Origin of the sequence: Ruegeria sp. HKCCA4812, from assembly GCF_013034245.1 — a bacterium.
GTDB lineage: Bacteria > Pseudomonadota > Alphaproteobacteria > Rhodobacterales > Rhodobacteraceae > Ruegeria.
Genome location: NZ_WQFQ01000001.1, coordinates 391190 through 407544 on the forward strand (window position 1 = coordinate 391190; position 16355 = coordinate 407544).

A 16355-nucleotide genomic window follows, 5' to 3' on the forward strand; every position below is an offset into this window, starting at 1 on the left:
CACATCAATGCCGCAAGCGGGACCTCGCGTGAACGAAGAAAAAAACGCCAGACGTTCTACCCATGCAAGAGAACGGTGTGAAAACGGTTCAGGCCGTCTTCGGTCAGCAAGTCCGAAGTCTTTACAGGCTGCGCCTTGTCATCCGACAGCTTTGCGTAATAACCCAGTTCATCCATCAACGCGGTGACACGTTCGTGCCTCTGGTCTTCCGGAAGCAGAGGCGCATGAAGAGACAGAAGAAGGGCGGGGCGGCGTTTCTTCAGCCATGCGGACAAAGTGGGGGCAACAATGAATTCCGCGCCCTCGATGTCCATTTTGACCAGCGAAACCCGAGACAGGTCGTTTGTTTTTTCGAATTGGTCCCAGGCGATCGTCAGCGCGTCAGACCCATGCGCCCCGTCGTGCAGAAGCGAACTGGTAGAATCCCCGGGTTCACCGCGCACAGAGGCCATGCGTGCCACACCAAATCGATCTGACAGGGCGACCCCGAATGCCGAAACGTTCTGAACGTCGTTCAGATCAAGATTCCATGCCAGATGCCGAAACGCGGTCGGGTCAGGCTCAAAACACCAGACATGCCGCGCCCTTCGCGCACCATACAGCACCGTAGGGCCAATCCACGCGCCGATGTCCAGATAGTCGCTCTGAGGGGACAGGAACCGGTCAAGAACTGCAAATGTTTCAGGTTCCCAAGCGCCCGCAGTGGCTTTGCGCCAGAATTTCGAATGGTACGGGTCCAGACGAAACGGCTCGCCGTTCAGATTGCCCGCATAATATCCGCGGGCGCGATAGAACATCTTGCGCGCCTGTGTCAGCATCGCCTGCCTCCGGGTTTTCTTGCCACGCCCCTTGACCTGCGGCGGTTGCCAAAGCATTTAACCTTGGGAACCGCAACTTACATTTAAACAGGGGGCCGACATGGCTTTTGAACTTCCTGATCTTCCTTATGCACATGACGCGCTGGCAGCCAAGGGTATGTCCGCGGAAACGTTGGAATATCACCACGACCTGCACCACAAGGCCTATGTCGACAACGGCAACAAGCTGATCGCCGGCACCGAATGGGACGGCAAGTCGCTGGAAGAGATCATCGTTGGTACTTACGACGCAAACGCCGTGGCACAAAACGGTATCTTCAACAACATCAGCCAGTTGTGGAACCACAACCAGTTCTGGGAAATGATGGGGCCGGGCGACAGCGCCATGCCGGGCGAGCTGGAAAAGGCGCTGACCGAAAGCTTCGGTTCGGTAGATGAATTCAAGTCGCAATTCAGTGCCGCAGGTGCGGGTCAGTTCGGTTCGGGCTGGGCCTGGCTGGTCAAGAACGCCGATGGCTCGCTGGCCGTCACAAAGACTGAGAATGGCGTGAACCCACTGTGCTTTGGTCAAACCGCGCTGCTGGGTTGCGACGTTTGGGAGCACTCCTACTACATCGATTTCCGCAACAAGCGTCCAGCCTACCTGTCGAACTTCCTCGACAATCTGGTGAACTGGGAAAACGTCGCATCGCGGATGTAACGTATTGAACCGACGTCGGTTTATAAAGGGCCTGCTGGCGGTGACGCTGGCAGGCCTTGTCACGGCCGCCTACGGGTTCATCATTGAACCCGCGGTTCGGTTGCGCGTGCGCAAATGGCGCATTCAGCGGGACGACTGGACAGCGCCGCCGCTCAGAATCGCCGTACTGTCCGATATGCATGTGGGCGAGCCCTATGTCGGCCTGAACCGCGTAAAGCAGGTGGTCCGTCGAACCAATGCGCTGGCTCCGGACGTGATCCTGCTGTTGGGTGATTTCTTTGCAAGCCACAAAGGTGTCTCGGACACGGTCAAGATGCAGGACCTGGCCCCTGTGCTTGCCGGGCTTGAGGCGAAGAATGGTGTCTTTGCCGTTCTGGGCAATCACGACTGGTGGGATGACAGGTCGGCTCAGCGGCGCGGGTCCGGGCCCAATCGCTATGCCGAAATTCTGGAACAGAACGGCATTTCGGTGTTGTCCAATGCCGCGATCAAACTCGAAACTCAGGGCATCTGGTTGGCCGGGCTCGAGGATCAGCTGGCGATCTGGCGCAACGGCAAGCCGCAAGGATTGGACGATCTGGAAGGTACTCTGGCGCAGATCACCGATGACGCTCCGGTTGTGATGATGGCGCATGAGCCCGATGTGTTTCCCACTGTGCCCGGGCGGGTGGCGTTGACCCTTTCTGGGCACACACATGGTGGCCAGGTGCGCCTGTTCGGCTGGTCGCCTGTGGTGCCATCGAAATTCGGCAATCGCTATGCCTATGGCCATGTACGCGAAGATGGGCGCGATCTGGTCGTTTCGGGCGGTATCGGCTGCTCGATCCTGCCGGTTCGTCTGGGCGTGACGCCCGAAATCACCGTTGTCGAGATGTCCGCCTAAAGGGTTGATGACCAGCCGGTGAAAACCCGCCGATACGTGCCCTTTCTGCACGACGGTACCTTGTTTGCTGTTTTCCAGTACACATCTCTGTAGGGTAGAGGGAGAAACTGCATATCAATTCAAACAATGATTGGGCTGCGCACTGTTCGTGCGTCAACAACCCCGCATGTCCGGCAGGTCGAGGGATACCCAGAACACAACCTAATCAGGAGATCGCAATGGTCGCACTTACACAGGGAACTTGGGTTATTGTTGCAGATGGAGAGAAAGCGCTGGTGATGGAGAATATCACCGATGCCGACGATCCCAACCTTGTCGTCGTCGCTGTCGAAGAACAAGACGGCCCGACCGGAAAACCGACGGACCGCGCAGGTCGTCGCAACGACGGCGGACCAAAACAGAAATCGGCAATTGAAGAACCCACGTGGAAGGCGCACGCAAAATCTCTGTTCGTGCAGGATCTGGCGAACCTGTTGAATCGCAAGGGGCTGAAAGGGGCCTATGACAAGCTGGTTCTGGTGGCCAGCCCTCATGTTCTGGGCTTGTTGCGGCGTCGGTTGCACAGCGAGGTGCTGGGAAAGGTCGTGGCCGAGGTCAACAAGACCCTGACCAATCATCCTTTGCACAAGGTCGAACAGGTGGTGCGCCACAGTCTGCAACCCAAAGCCAGACTGGCCTGATCAATACGGCGGGCGGTTCGACCGCCCGCACGGTTTCCCATCCTCAAGTCAGCTTGTTCCGCAGGGCGATCATGGCTGTATCGGCGTCTTCAACCCAGGTGATGAAATCCGCCAAAGACGTGTCGGCAAAGCCTTGCCCGATCACCTGATCCAACAATGTGTGCAACGCGTCCCAATAGCCGTTCACATTGACCACGACGATTGGCTTGTCATGCAGGCCAAGCTGGCGCCATGTCAGCGCTTCGAACAGCTCGTCCAGCGACCCCGGACCGCCCGGTAGAACCACGACGGCGTCGGCGTTCATGATCATGACCTTCTTGCGCTCGTGCATTGTCTCGGTGATCACGAAATGGGTCAGATCCGTTTTTCCGACCTCGCGCTTGACCAGATGCACCGGAATGACGCCGAAAGTTTCACCACCGGCATTCTGCGCGGCGCGGGCCACTTCACCCATCAAACCGACATCGCCGGCTCCGTAGACCAGCCGCCAGCCTTCCTGCGCCAGCAGGCTGCCGAACTGCCGTGCAGTTTCAGAATAGGCTTTCTCGGCTCCATTGCGTGACCCGCAGTACACACAGACTGATTTCTGAGACATCAAAGAGGGGCTCCGGGGTTGTGTCAGGGGTTTTGACCCGTGATAGCGGGATTGATAGATTGGCTCAACTGTCCGTCGGAAAGCTTTTCAACGCATAGCTTTTGCCCGGTGGAGTGAAAGGAAAATAATGGACGCCAAATCGGGAAACGGAAGCTCGGGCAATTTCATCTGGGGGGTGATTGCAGGTCTTGTTGCGATATTGGGCGCGGGTGGATTGTATCTGTCCGACGTCTTCACCAAAACGCCCGAGCCGAGCGCCCCGCAGGAAACCGCCTCTGCCGTGGCCCCGGAACCTGTAGGGCAGGATGCGCAGGTTTCGGAACCGGAAGTGGCTGAACAGGCGGCTCCTGTGGATGAAGGGCCCACGACCGAGCCTGCCGAGGACACAGGTAAAGCGGCCGACGCCCCTGACGCAGATACTGCCGTTGCCAAGACGGATGATACCGCGCCCCAGCCAGCGGTCCCTCCGGCGCTGGATCAGATATTTGTTGAGCCAGATGGCACGGCGCTGTTGTCCGGCGATGCCGAGCCCGGCAGCCGGATCGAGGTGCTGCTGAACGGCGAACCCCTGCACAGCTTTACCGTGGACGGCAGCGGCCAGTTTGCCGAATTCGTTTCGATCCCGTTCAGCGACGCGGCTCAGGGGTTGGTCCTGCAAAGCAAGGATGGCGAACGGATCACACAGTCCGACGACTATCTGATTGCGGCATTGCCAAAGCCGGTCGAAGAAGCGCCTGTAACTGAAGAATCGCTGGCATCCGATCCGGACACGACGGCCGATGCCGAAGACGCCACGATCGCGACAGCCGATGAAGATGTTGAGCCCGAAACGACGACCGAAGTTCCGGCGCCAGAAACTGACGTGACCGGAACCGAACCCACCGTGCCGGAGGCCGAGGAAACGCAAACCGCCGACTTGCCGCCGCAGACACCCGAACCGGATCAGCAGATTGCGGTGCTGCGGTCCGGCGAAGAAGGGGTTGAGCTGGTGCAGCCGCCTGTGGTGCGGGATACGCCCCCCGATCAGATCGCACTGGATACAATCGGATATTCTGATACCGGCAATGTTCAGTTGACAGGACGTGTGCAGGACGGTGCAGCCGTTCGACTGTACCTGAACAATCGCCTGATCGCCGATCTCGACCCGAAAGAGGATGGATCCTGGCGCAGCGATCTGGAGGGAATTGATCCGGGTGTCTACACGCTGCGCGTGGACGCGGTGAATACGGACGGGACGGTGCTGAGCCGGGTCGAAACGCCGTTCAAGCGAGAGCCGGTTGAAGTGCTGGATGCCGCCGTGGCGGCCAGCCAGGCCAACGCGCAGGGCGAAGCAGCTGCCATCCGTTCGGTTACGGTTCAACGGGGCGACACGCTGTGGGCCATCTCGCGCGACCGGTTTGGCGACGGGGTCCTGTATGTACGGCTGTTCGAGGCCAATCGCGACCTGATCCGCGATCCGGATCTGATCTATCCGGGGCAGGTCTTCACCATACCTGAATAAGCATCGCCTTTGGCCCAAGCGGGCCGGGGTCAATCTCTGACCGCAGTTAAGGTACGTGATGAGACGAACACCTACTATGACCCCGGACGATACGGTGCCGCGCGACGAACGAAGCTCGGGCTGGCGCACGATCCGCAAAGTGGCACCCTATCTTTGGCCACAGGATGAGCCATGGGTAAAGCGCCGCGTGGTGATTGCTATGGTCATGCTGGTTCTGGCCAAGCTGATCGCGGTCTATACGCCGATCCTTTACAAAGGTGCAGTTGACGCCCTGGCAGGTGAAGGCGTGCCGCCGGTGGCGCTGGGCGCGGTCGGGCTGACGGTTGCCTATGGCGTGGCGCGGATGCTGACCGTGGGTTTCCAACAACTGCGGGATGCGGCCTTTGCGCCCGTAGGGCAAAGGGCCCTGCGGGCGTTGGCGCTCGAGACCTTTCGGCATATTCACAACCTCTCGATGCGTTACCACGTGTCCCGCCGTACCGGAGGGCTGAGCCGCATCATCGAACGGGGTGTCAAGGGCGTCGAGTTCCTGTTGCGCTTTCTGCTGTTCTCGATCGGGCCGCTGATCCTGGAACTGCTGCTGGTGGCGATCATCCTGATGTGGCTGTTCGATGTCTGGTATCTGGTGGTCGTCGCCGTCACAATCGGCCTGTATATCTGGTTCACATTTGCCGTAACCGAATGGCGGGTGAAGCTTCGGCGCGAGATGAACGATCAGGACACCGAAGCCAATCAGCGCGCCATCGACAGCCTGCTGAATTTCGAAACCGTCAAGTATTTCAATGCCGAAGCCCGCGAAGCTGAACGATATGATGTGTCGATGAAAGCCTATGCCGGGGCGGCGTTGAAAACGGCTTATTCGCTGGCATTTCTGAATTTTGGCCAGTCATTCCTGATCACCTGTGGTCTGATCGGTGTGATGGTTCTGGCTGCAATCGGGGTTCAGAGCGGGAACCTGACAGTGGGCGATTTCGTCATGGTCAACGCCTACATGATCCAGATCACCGTACCGCTGAACTTTCTGGGGACGGTCTATCGGGAAATCCGGCAGTCGTTGGTCGATATGGGCCAGATGTTCGATCTGCTTGAACAGCCCGCCGAAGTCACCGACAAACCCTGTGCGCCCAACCTCAAGGTAAATGGCGGCGAAGTCACGCTGGACGACGTGCATTTCGGCTATGACCCTGAGAGGGAGATCCTCAAAGGTGTTTCGTTGACCGTTCCTGCCGGGCAGACCGTGGCCATCGTCGGGGCAACCGGGTCTGGCAAATCAACCATCGGGCGGCTGCTGTTCCGGTTCTACGATGTGACCAAAGGAGCCTTGAAGATCGACGGGCAGGATGTTCGGGATGTGACGCAGTCCAGCCTGCACGCGGCCATCGGCGTTGTGCCGCAGGACACAGTACTGTTCAACGACAGCATCCGGTACAACATTGCCTATGGCCGTGACGACGCCACCCCGGAGGAGGTCGAGGCTGCCGCCCGAGCTGCGCAAATTCACGATTTCATCACCTCGCTGCCCGAAGGCTACGACACTATGGTCGGTGAACGGGGGCTCAAACTGTCAGGTGGTGAAAAACAAAGAGTCGGCATCGCGCGGACTTTGCTCAAGAACCCGCCGATCCTGTTGCTGGACGAGGCGACCTCGGCCCTGGACACCGATACCGAGCAGGACATCAAGGATGCGCTGGCGCGCGCAGGAGAGGGTCGTACGGTTATCACCATTGCCCATCGCCTCAGCACCATTGCCGAAGCGGACCGGATCGTGGTTCTGGAAGCGGGCGAGGTTATCGAACAGGGCACGCATGACGAGTTGCTGGCGCGGTCGGGGCGGTATGCCCAATTGTGGAACCGGCAGCAATCGGACGGGGAGGCGGCCTGAAGTTCCAAACTTGGAGCGAAACAGGGTAGAATACACCAAACTAGGAGGGTGCCTGTCATGATGAAGCGACTGAAATCACGACTATCGTCTATTGTGATCGCGATTTGTCTGCCCGTCATTGTGGTGGCAGATCCCATCGTGGGTGTCTGGAAGACTGAACCTGACCGCAAGAACCTGATTTCGCACATCAAAATCACGGCGTGTGGAGATAAGTTCTACGGTCGGATCCTTTCGGCCTATGACGCTTCAGGCAAGGAAGTCCAAACACCGAATATCGGCAAAAAACTGTTCTGGGACGTGGTCGGTGAAGGCGGTGGAAAATACGGCGGCGGCGAATTCTGGGTCCCGCTGATCAACGTGGATGCGGTGCCACAGATGACGTTGCAGGGGGACAAGCTGCTGGTCAAAGGATGCGAACATGCGATTTGCGCGCATCAGACGTGGTCCCGGTTGTGATGATGGCCAAATGAAAAAGGACCGGGAAAACCGGTCCTCTTCCTTTATTCAGCAGCTTTCAGCGGCGGGCCAGAGGGGCGACCAGACTGATCTGATCGACTGTCCTGTTCTGATCCTTCAAAACGCGAGTCGTCCTCCCACACAATTTCAGTGGCCTGCATCTGCCGGGCAGAGCGCCCTATCGCCATGTCCTGCGCGATCTGGCTGGACCGGCCTGCCGTTACACGGGCCAGAACTCGGCTGAGCCAAATCGCATAGGTTGTCACCCAGACCCGCAAGGCCAGAAGCGATGGCGTCACGATCAGCGTCAGGACAGTTGCAATGCCCAGGCCAAACACCACCGCCGTGGCCAGCTGTTTCCACCACAGTGCGGTGGGGCTGTCGATGGAATAGCCGCCATTGATGAAGTCCAGCGATAGGCCGAACATCATCGGCGTCAGACCGGCCATCGTTGTCAGCGTGGTCAGCAGCACAGGGCGGATACGGGACTCCGCAGTGCGGATGATCGCCTCGATCCTCGGCATATAGCTGCTGTATTCCTGATAGGTGTCGATCAGAACGATATTGTTGTTCACCACGATACCGGCCAGGGCCACGATGCCGGTCCCGGTCATGATGATCGAGAAGGGCTGTTCCATCACGATCATGCCGATCAGAACCCCGGTAGTGGACAGAACCACCGCCAGCAGCACGAGAACTGAATTGTAGAACGAGTTGAACTGCGCCAGCAGGATCACGAACATCAGCCCCAGGGCGCCCATGAACGCGTTCACCAGGAAGGCGCCGGATTCTTCCTGCTCTTCCTGATCACCGGTCCATTCCCAGCTGATCGCGTTGGCGAACGGGCCGGTTTCCAGCCATTCCGTCAGCACCGCAATTCGCTCGTTCGGGTTGATCAGCGCAAACTGCGCGTCCCCGTCGTCGATTGCGCTGCGCAGCTGGTCGACACTTTCTGCGCCGGTCAATTGAACCAGTTCATATGACTTTCCACCCGTACCATTCAGAACGGTGCCGGTCGGTGTGTAGCCTTCCGTCACTTCACGCATGACCGCCAGCCGCACCTGTTTTCCATCGGGGCCCTCGGTCACGACCTTGCTCAGCCCCGGTTCGACATCCGCTTTTACGTCGTAGTATCGCTGCTGGTCGACGCGGTTGATCTCGGCCAGCTTGGCCACGGGTTTGCGCGTCACGAAGTTCGACAACGGCACCAAACCGTCCGGGGTACGAACCTTGAGTGTATCCAGTGTCGACAAAACGCGGTCTTCTTCGGGCAGGCGAACGCGAATTTCGATCTCTTCATCATTGCTGTCCGGGCGCATCTCGCCCAGCAATATGCCGCGCGTGACCAACTGGACCATGGCGCCGACGGTTGCCACGTCGGCTCCGAACCGACCGGCCTTGGCGACATCCACGTCAATCTGCCAGTCGATGCCGGGCAGGGGCAGGGTGTCTTCGGTCTTGATCAGGCCCGGCGTGGTGTCGAAAACCTCGCGGGCGGTGATCGCTGCCGAGGTCAGGTCTTCCCACCCGTCACCCTTGATGCGCAGATGCACAGGCTTGGCTGAAGCAGGGCCTTGCTCCAAGGGCAGAATCTCGACGATGATACCGGGGATCGTTGCAAGTTGGGCATTCAGTTCATCAATCACGAAGTCGCCGTCATACTCGGGCGCCACGAAGTGCCGCTCGAACAGGCCCCACAGAGCGGATTCCGAGATGTTGGGACGATCTTCCCACGGGATGATTTCGAACTGAACCCGGCCCACTGTATCGGCCGGCGCCTGAGCGCCACCGTTATTCTGGTTCAGGCCACCTTCGCCCGCAAAGGCAAAGACATTGATGACCGCGGGATGAGATCCGATGATCTCTTCGGCGGCAAGAACCATCGCGTCTTTTTCCGCCAGGGAAAGGTTCCCGCGGGCACGCACATATGCGGTGGCCTGTTCAGGTTCGCTTTCCACGAAGAATTCAACCCCGCGGGATTCCTGAGGAAACCAGACGAAGGCCACGAAATACACCGCCGTGAAAACCGTCAGCAGGGAAACGATCGGCATGATCGGATTGCCGACAAGGAACCGAACGACGTGGCCAAAAAACGTGTGTTCGTCCGCTGTATGAACGTGGTCCTCTTCGGCGCGTTCAATTTTGGCCGCGCTCAGGGTTACGGACCCGGCAAACGCCCCGAACAGGAACAGCAGGGCGCCGGCGATCGAGCCCCCGGGCAGCAGGTAGTTGGGGTTCAGAACCTGCATCGCGCCCAGAAAGATCATGTACAGCGACGGCGGCACCATCAGCACCCGTACCCACCAAGGCGTGCGCGCCCGCAACCACGTCGAAGACCGATCGAAGAGGCGGCTCAGGCGGCCGGATACACCGCCCATGACCGGCAGATAGATCAGCGCCACGATCAGTGACGCCGACAGAACGAAGATCAGCGTGACCGGCAGCATTCCCATGAACTCGCCGGGAATACCGGGCCAGAACAGCATGGGCAGGAACGCGCAGAGTGTCGTTGCGGTCGAGGACACGATGGGCCAGAACATGCGCTGGGCGGCCTCGACATAGGCGTGCATCGGGCCCACGCCTTCCTTGATACGTTTGTCTGCGTATTCCACCACGACGATGGCGCCATCCACCAGCATCCCCACCGCCAGGATGAGGCCGAACATCACGATGTTAGAGATGCTGACACCCATGACCGCCAGAAACGCGAAACACAGCAGGAACGAGGTTGGGATCGCAAAACCGACCAGCAGGGCGGCCCGCGTACCCAGCGAGGCAAGAACCACGATCATCACCAGCGCAATCGCGGTCAGAACCGAGCCTTCAAGCTGGCTGACCATCGAGCCGACGATGCGGCTCTGGTCGTTCGATGTGCCCAGGTCAACCGCCGCCTGAAGCTCGGGCGGCCACTTGGTCTTTGCATGCGCAATGGTTTCCTTCACCTGCGCGACGGTGTCGATCAGGTTATAGCCCTTGCGCTTGACCACCTGCAACGCGACGGTCGGTTCACCGTTGAAACGGGCCGTCCCTTCGCGGTCTTCGAAAGTGTAGTTGATCTGTGCCAGTTCCCCCAAGGTGACGACCCGATCACCGTTGACCTTGATGGGCAGGCCGTAAACATCCTGTGCGGTTTTGAACGACGACGGTATCTTGACCGAGAAGGTGCCCTGCGCGGTTTCAACTTCACCGGCTGCAATCAACTGGTTGTTGTTCCGTACCACGTTGATCAGCTCGTCCGCCGTCACGTTGTACGCCTCGAGCCGAAGCGGGTCGATCACGACCTCGAGCATCTCGTCGCGATTGCCTGCGATACCGGCTTCGAGAACGGAATCCAGAGCCTCAAGATCGTCCTGTAGATCCTTGGCGACACGGGCCATCGTGCGTTCGGGAACGGGACCGGTCAGGTTCACGATGACGATCGGGAATTCGGAAAAGTTGATCTCGGTCAGGGAATATTGTTCTGCGCCTTCGGGAAAGTCCGCCTGAGCTGTGTTCATTGCGTCACGCACATCGGCCATGATCGCGGTCTTGTCCCAACCGAAGTCAAATTCCAGCGCGACCCCCGCATAATTTTCGGCAGCGGTCGATGTCATTTCCTTGAGCCCGTCGAGATCCGCCAGTTCGGTCTCCATCGGCTTGATCAGCAGGTTTTCGGAATCCTCTGCGGAAATCCCGGGAAACTGCACTGATACAAACAGGGCAGGGATTTCGATATCCGGCTCGCCTTCTTTCGGAAGCGAGACATAAGCAAATCCGCCGATAACCAGCGAGATGGCGATAAATGCCAACACCATGCGGGCCCGATCAGCGGCCCATGCGACAACACCGGTCATTGTGACGCTTCCCGATAGGTCGGCGCTACGGTCACACCGCGTGTCACGAACTCTTGTCCGACAATGATTATTTCGGCTGTTGTGGGGAGACCGTCGACCCAGACACCCTCAGCCGTGTCACGCAGAATGCGGACAGGCAGGAAATCCACCACATTGCCGGTGCCGACCGTACGCACACCCAATTGACCCTCGTTGCTTAGGGTCAGAGCGGATTGCGGCAGCAGATGTGCCTTTGTGCCTTCGGCTGCGATGCGGATGGTCGCGGTCTGACCGTCGCGAATGGTCAGATCCGGGTTCGGAACCGTAATTTCAACTTCGAACGTACGCGTTGTTTCATCAGCCGACCGGCTGAGGAACGTGACGCGGCCGCCAAGCTGCCGACCGGTGACCAGCGTTGCCGATGACTCGGACCCCACCTGAACACGGTTGACTTCGGTTTCCGGCACGAACCCGACCAGTTTGATCGGATCAAGCTGAATCACGGTTGCGCACAGCGATCCGGGCTGCATCAGGCTGCCCAATTCTGCGGTGTCGCTTTCCAGCAGGCCTTTGAACGGGGCTTTGATGGTCAGGCGTCCGACCTCTCGCTGCGCGGCTTCAACTGCGGCTGTGGCTGCTTCGATTCCGGCCCGGGTCGCCTCCAACTCGGCTTCGGCGGATTTTACACCTGCTTTGGCGGCGCTCATCGCAGCCTCGCTGGAAATCCGGCGGGTTTCCGAAGCAAACCCGGTTTCCGCCAGTTTGCGCGAAGCCGTCAGATTGATTTCGGCCTCGGCCACACGGGCATGCGCCTCTTGCAAGCGGGCTTCAGCCTCGGGAATGCGGCTTTCGGCTTCGAGTTTTCCGGCCAGCGCCTCGGCCAGTTGCGCTGGGCGCGTGCCGGGGTCGAGTTCACACAGAACATCCCCGGCCTCGACAAAGGCACCTTTGCGCTTGGGTTCCGAGATGACCGTGGACGTGGTTTCAGACAGAACCTCGACCTGCCGGTTCGCCTTGGTTTGTCCTCGCAGCAGAACCGCACTGTCAATTTCGCGCGCCTGCGAACGCAGGGCGACCACGCCAACGGCATCAATATCGGTCTCGTCGGATTCGGCGGCTTCGGTCTGCGCCGCTTCTTCCGCTTCGCCACGCCCGGCGAAAGCAAACAAAGAGTCGCGCTCAAAAACAAGAAAATACAACGCAATAATAACCAGAAGGGCGTTGATGAAAGAAATCAAACGCATTCAGTGTTTCTCCTAGAATTCGGTGCCAACGAAAGCGGGCCGTTTTGGTATGAAATGGGGCGTCGGCTGTGTAATTTCTACACTAAACTGAATAGTTCGGTTTAGTTTTTTTCGCAAGAGAGAAGCCAAGCGGTGAAAATGCGCAAAATCGGACCCTTGGCTTGGCGTTGGTGGCGGGGTATGACATGGCGCACTTATGCAAGACACACAGCCCAGGGGGCAGGAATGAGCGACACCGACAGTTTCATTGATGAGGTCACGGAAGAGGTACGCCGTGACCGGATGTATCTGCTGCTGCGCCGTTGGGGCTGGGTTGGTGTGGCGGCGGTCGCGCTGATTGTTGGTGGGGCGGCATTCAATGAATACCGCAAATCCCGCGATACGGCCCAGGCGCAGGATCTGGGTGACTCGATTCTTGCGGCCCTGTCGGAAAACGATTCTGATGCACGGGCAGCCGGTTTGCGGGAAATCGAGGCGCAGTCGCCGGGCGGGAATGCTGTTCTGAACATGCTGCTGTCTGCGTCCCAGCTTGAAGCGGGATCGCGCGAAGAGGCGGTCAACAGTCTGAACGCGGTTGCCGTGCAGGGGGATTTGCCCGAGATCTATCGTGCGATCGCAAGCTTCAAGGCGCTTTTGTTGCAAAGCGACACCTTGCCCGCCGCCGACCGTCGGCAGCAGTTCGAAGCGCTGGCAGCGCCGGGTGCGCCCCTTCGACTGCTGGCCGAAGAGCAACTGGCCCTGATCGACGTGTCCGAGGGCAATGTCGATGCGGCACTGGACCGCTTGCAGGCGCTGCGTCAGGACGCCGAGGTCGGTATTGATCTGCAACAGCGTGCGGCCCAGCTGATAGTTGCGTTGGGCGGCGAACCCGAGCCATTGGTGGCGCAACAGGGCTGACCAGGCGGGACAAAAGACTTAATGACAGGCGAGTTCGGAACACCATGGTAACAAGACTAATTTCCCGCGCGGGATTGCCGGTTGCGGCACTGGCTTTGACCGCATTGACCGCCTGTGAACCTCCCGAAGCGATTTTGCCCGGAGAACGTGAAGACATCCGTCCGGCGTCTGATCTGGAAACAGTGGAAAAAAGCGGCTCTCAGCCCATCAGCCTGCCAGCTCAAAAAGCGAATGCCAGCTGGCCGCAAAGCCCTGGTACGGCTGCTTACCGAACCACGAACGCGGCACTGCGTGCCACGCCACAGCGGATCTGGTCCGTGTCGATCGGGCAGGGCGACTCGCGCAAGCAACGTATCACCGCCGAACCGGTGGTTGCGGGCGGGTTGATCTATACGCTGGATGCGGGGGCGACGGTGTCAGCGGTCACACCACAGGGCCAGTTGGCCTGGGATACCGATCTGGTTCCGCCAAGCGACGGTGATGCAGACGCCACCGGTGGCGGCATGGCGTATTCGAACGGCGTTCTCTATGTGTCCTCCGGGTTCGGGCGACTGACCGCATTGGATGCAAAAACGGGCGCCGTGCGGTGGCAGAAGCGATTGGACGCAACCGGAAGCGGCTCTCCGATGGTCAATGACGGGTTGTTGTACCTGGTTGCGGGGGACGAAACCGGGTGGACCATCAACACCAAGGATGGGCGTATCGCCTGGCAAATCGAAGGCACGCCCAGCGTCGGCAACGTTCTGGGCGCACCGGCACCGGTGATTGCCTCGGACCTGGCTGTGTTTGCATTCGGGTCCGGCGATGTTGCGGCCACCTTCCGCCGTGGGGGCATCCGTCGCTGGAATGCGTCCGTCGCAGGCGGGCGGCGGGGACGGGCCGCTGCGCAGATCGTTGACGTGACCGGCAGTCCGATGGTTGTCGGAAACACAATCTATATCGGCAACCATTCTGGCCGGACCGTTGCCTTTGACGCTGCCACCGGTGAACGCCGCTGGACCGCCGATGAAGGAGCGGTTGATACTGTCTGGCCCTCAGGCAACAGCATCTTCCTGATCAGTGACCGCAGTCAGCTGGTGCGCTTGAATGCGGCCGATGGCTCGGTCATCTGGGCGCAGGATCTGCCAAGCTTTGTCAAGGACAAGCGAGGCCGCCGTGGACCGATCTTTGCACATTACGGTCCGATCCTGGCCGGAGGCCGTATTGTGATTGCATCCAATGATGGTTATCTGCGCTTCTTCAATCCGGTTAACGGGGCACTGGTTCACCAGGTCGAAGTTCCCGGAGGTGCGACTACGGCTCCGGTTGTCGCCGGGCAAACGCTGTATGTCGTTTCCTCCAAGGGGGATCTACACGCTTTCCGTTGACGGCAAGATGCGCTAAAGGGCGCTTCTTGAGTCTTGAAAGTTGAGTATCATGTCGCTGACCCTCGCCATCGTGGGGCGCCCGAATGTGGGCAAATCCACCCTGTTCAACCGCCTTGTGGGCAAACGTCTGGCCCTTGTCGACGACCAGCCCGGCGTGACGCGTGACCTGCGCGAAGGCGAAGGGCGTCTGGGCGATCTGCGCTTTACAGTGATTGATACGGCGGGTCTTGAGGACGCGACGGATGACAGCCTTCAGGGGCGGATGCGCCGTCTGACGGAACGTGCCGTGGACATGGCTGATGTCTGCCTGTTCATGATCGACGCGCGCGTCGGTGTGACACCAACGGATGAAATGTTCGCAGAGATCCTGCGCAAACGGTCCAAGCACGTGATCCTTGCGGCCAACAAGGCCGAAGGCAATGCTGCGGATGCGGGTGTTCTGGAGGCTTACAATCTTGGTCTGGGTGAACCGGTCCGCTTGTCGGGCGAACATGGTGAAGGGATGACGGACCTCTATGCGCATCTGATGCCTCTGGCGGATGCGGCAGAGGAAAAACAGGTCGAGGAAGCCCCGCAAACCGACATTGAACTGGACGAAGACGGTGAGGGCGAGACGCCGCTGATCACCGCGGCCAAGCCCTTGCAGGTTGCGGTGGTGGGGCGTCCGAATGCGGGCAAATCCACCTTGATCAACAAGATCATCGGCGAAGACCGTCTGTTGACCGGGCCAGAAGCCGGGATCACGCGTGACGCAATCAGTTTGCGAATCGACTGGGCTGACCCGGACGGCCAAAGCACGCCGATGCGGATCTTTGACACCGCAGGGATGCGCAAGAAAGCAAAAGTACAGGAAAAGCTGGAAAAGCTTTCCGTGTCGGATGGTCTGCGCGCGGTAAAATTTGCCGAAGTCGTCGTTGTGTTGCTGGACGCCGCGATCCCGTTTGAACAGCAGGATCTGCGGATTGCCGATTTGGCCGAGCGCGAAGGCCGGGCTGTTGTCGTCGCCGTCAACAAGTGGGACATCGAAGACAACAAACAGGAAAAGCTGCGCGAGTTGAAAGAGTCGTTTGACCGTCTGCTGCCGCAACTGCGCGGCGCGCCGCTGATCACGGTTTCCGCCAAGACGGGCCGGGGATTGGAGCGTTTGCGCGCCGCGATCCTGCGCGCCCATGACGTCTGGAACCGCCGGGTACCGACTGCCGCCTTGAATCGCTGGCTGACCGCGATGCTGGAACAACACCCGCCGCCAGCCCCACAGGGACGCCGGATCAAACTGCGCTACATGACGCAGGCCAAGACCCGACCCCCGGGGTTTGTGGTGATGTGTTCGCATCCCGACAAAATGCCTGAAAGCTATACCCGTTATTTGGTGAACGGTTTACGGCAGGATTTCGACATGCCCGGAACACCGATCCGCCTGACGCTGCGCGGGCAGGGGGACAAGAACCCTTACAAGGGTCGGCGCAAGAAAAACGCGGGCGCATTGGCCAAGCATCTGAAGGGGCGCGGATAAGCTGCGC

Annotated in this window: 13 protein-coding genes; 9 read left to right on the plus strand and 4 right to left on the minus strand. The window is 59.4% G+C overall.

The window, feature by feature from the left end; genetic code table 11:
- Positions 1–56 precede the first annotated feature (56 nt).
- The gene (locus GOW04_RS01955) at positions 57–875 is read right to left on the minus strand and encodes an FkbM family methyltransferase (protein WP_254430049.1); all 819 of its coding nucleotides are present in this window, start codon (positions 873–875) and stop codon (positions 57–59) included.
- A 43-nt stretch (positions 876–918) separates the two neighbouring features.
- On the opposite strand from GOW04_RS01955, the gene GOW04_RS01960 reads away from it, so the two are divergent.
- From GOW04_RS01960 to GOW04_RS01970, 3 genes are all read left to right on the plus strand, one after another.
- On the plus strand, positions 919–1518 hold the full coding sequence (locus GOW04_RS01960) for a superoxide dismutase (RefSeq protein WP_170343869.1): 600 nt from the start codon (positions 919–921) through the stop codon (positions 1516–1518).
- 40 nt (positions 1519–1558) lie between these two features.
- A complete protein-coding gene (locus GOW04_RS01965; RefSeq protein ID WP_371814340.1) occupies positions 1559–2401 on the plus strand; it encodes a metallophosphoesterase in 843 nt (280 codons plus the stop codon).
- A gap of 218 nt (positions 2402–2619) precedes the next feature.
- Positions 2620–3081 carry a host attachment protein gene (locus GOW04_RS01970; protein ID WP_171231389.1) on the plus strand — a complete coding sequence of 154 codons (462 nt, stop codon included), beginning with the start codon at positions 2620–2622 and terminating at the stop codon, positions 3079–3081.
- 43 nt (positions 3082–3124) lie between these two features.
- Here the strand turns inward: GOW04_RS01970 and GOW04_RS01975 are convergent, their stop codons facing one another.
- Positions 3125–3676: a TIGR00730 family Rossman fold protein gene (locus tag GOW04_RS01975; RefSeq protein WP_152458382.1), complete on the minus strand. Its 552-nt coding sequence runs from the start codon at positions 3674–3676 to the stop codon at positions 3125–3127.
- Between the two features lie 127 nt (positions 3677–3803).
- On the opposite strand from GOW04_RS01975, the gene GOW04_RS01980 reads away from it, so the two are divergent.
- The 3 genes from GOW04_RS01980 (at position 3804) to GOW04_RS01990 (ending at position 7515) form a co-directional block, all read left to right on the plus strand.
- Positions 3804–5177, plus strand: coding sequence for a LysM peptidoglycan-binding domain-containing protein (locus GOW04_RS01980; protein ID WP_171231390.1), 1374 nt, complete (start codon positions 3804–3806; stop codon positions 5175–5177).
- A 76-nt stretch (positions 5178–5253) separates the two neighbouring features.
- Positions 5254–7059 carry an ABC transporter ATP-binding protein/permease gene (locus GOW04_RS01985; RefSeq protein ID WP_171231391.1) on the plus strand — a complete coding sequence of 602 codons (1806 nt, stop codon included), beginning with the start codon at positions 5254–5256 and terminating at the stop codon, positions 7057–7059.
- 57 nt (positions 7060–7116) lie between these two features.
- On the plus strand, positions 7117–7515 hold the full coding sequence (locus GOW04_RS01990; protein ID WP_171231392.1) for a DUF2147 domain-containing protein: 399 nt from the start codon (positions 7117–7119) through the stop codon (positions 7513–7515).
- 44 nt (positions 7516–7559) lie between these two features.
- Here GOW04_RS01990 and GOW04_RS01995 read toward each other — a convergent pair whose 3' ends face one another.
- Positions 7560–11348: an efflux RND transporter permease subunit gene (locus tag GOW04_RS01995; RefSeq protein ID WP_171231393.1), complete on the minus strand. Its 3789-nt coding sequence runs from the start codon at positions 11346–11348 to the stop codon at positions 7560–7562.
- Positions 11345–12571, minus strand: a complete 1227-nt coding sequence (locus tag GOW04_RS02000; RefSeq protein WP_171231394.1) for an efflux RND transporter periplasmic adaptor subunit — start codon at positions 12569–12571, stop codon at positions 11345–11347. Before GOW04_RS02000 ends, GOW04_RS01995 begins: the two co-directional genes overlap by 4 nt.
- A gap of 225 nt (positions 12572–12796) precedes the next feature.
- Between GOW04_RS02000 and GOW04_RS02005 the strand changes: the two genes are divergently transcribed.
- Genes GOW04_RS02005 through der form a run of 3 tightly spaced genes read left to right on the plus strand, consistent with a single transcriptional unit; the run spans position 12797 to position 16348 of the window.
- The gene (locus GOW04_RS02005; protein ID WP_171115289.1) at positions 12797–13468 is read left to right on the plus strand and encodes a hypothetical protein; all 672 of its coding nucleotides are present in this window, start codon (positions 12797–12799) and stop codon (positions 13466–13468) included.
- Between the two features lie 44 nt (positions 13469–13512).
- Positions 13513–14835: a PQQ-like beta-propeller repeat protein gene (locus GOW04_RS02010; protein ID WP_171231395.1), complete on the plus strand. Its 1323-nt coding sequence runs from the start codon at positions 13513–13515 to the stop codon at positions 14833–14835.
- A 49-nt stretch (positions 14836–14884) separates the two neighbouring features.
- Positions 14885–16348 carry a ribosome biogenesis GTPase Der gene (gene der / locus GOW04_RS02015; RefSeq protein ID WP_171231396.1) on the plus strand — a complete coding sequence of 488 codons (1464 nt, stop codon included), beginning with the start codon at positions 14885–14887 and terminating at the stop codon, positions 16346–16348.
- Positions 16349–16355 lie beyond the last annotated feature (7 nt).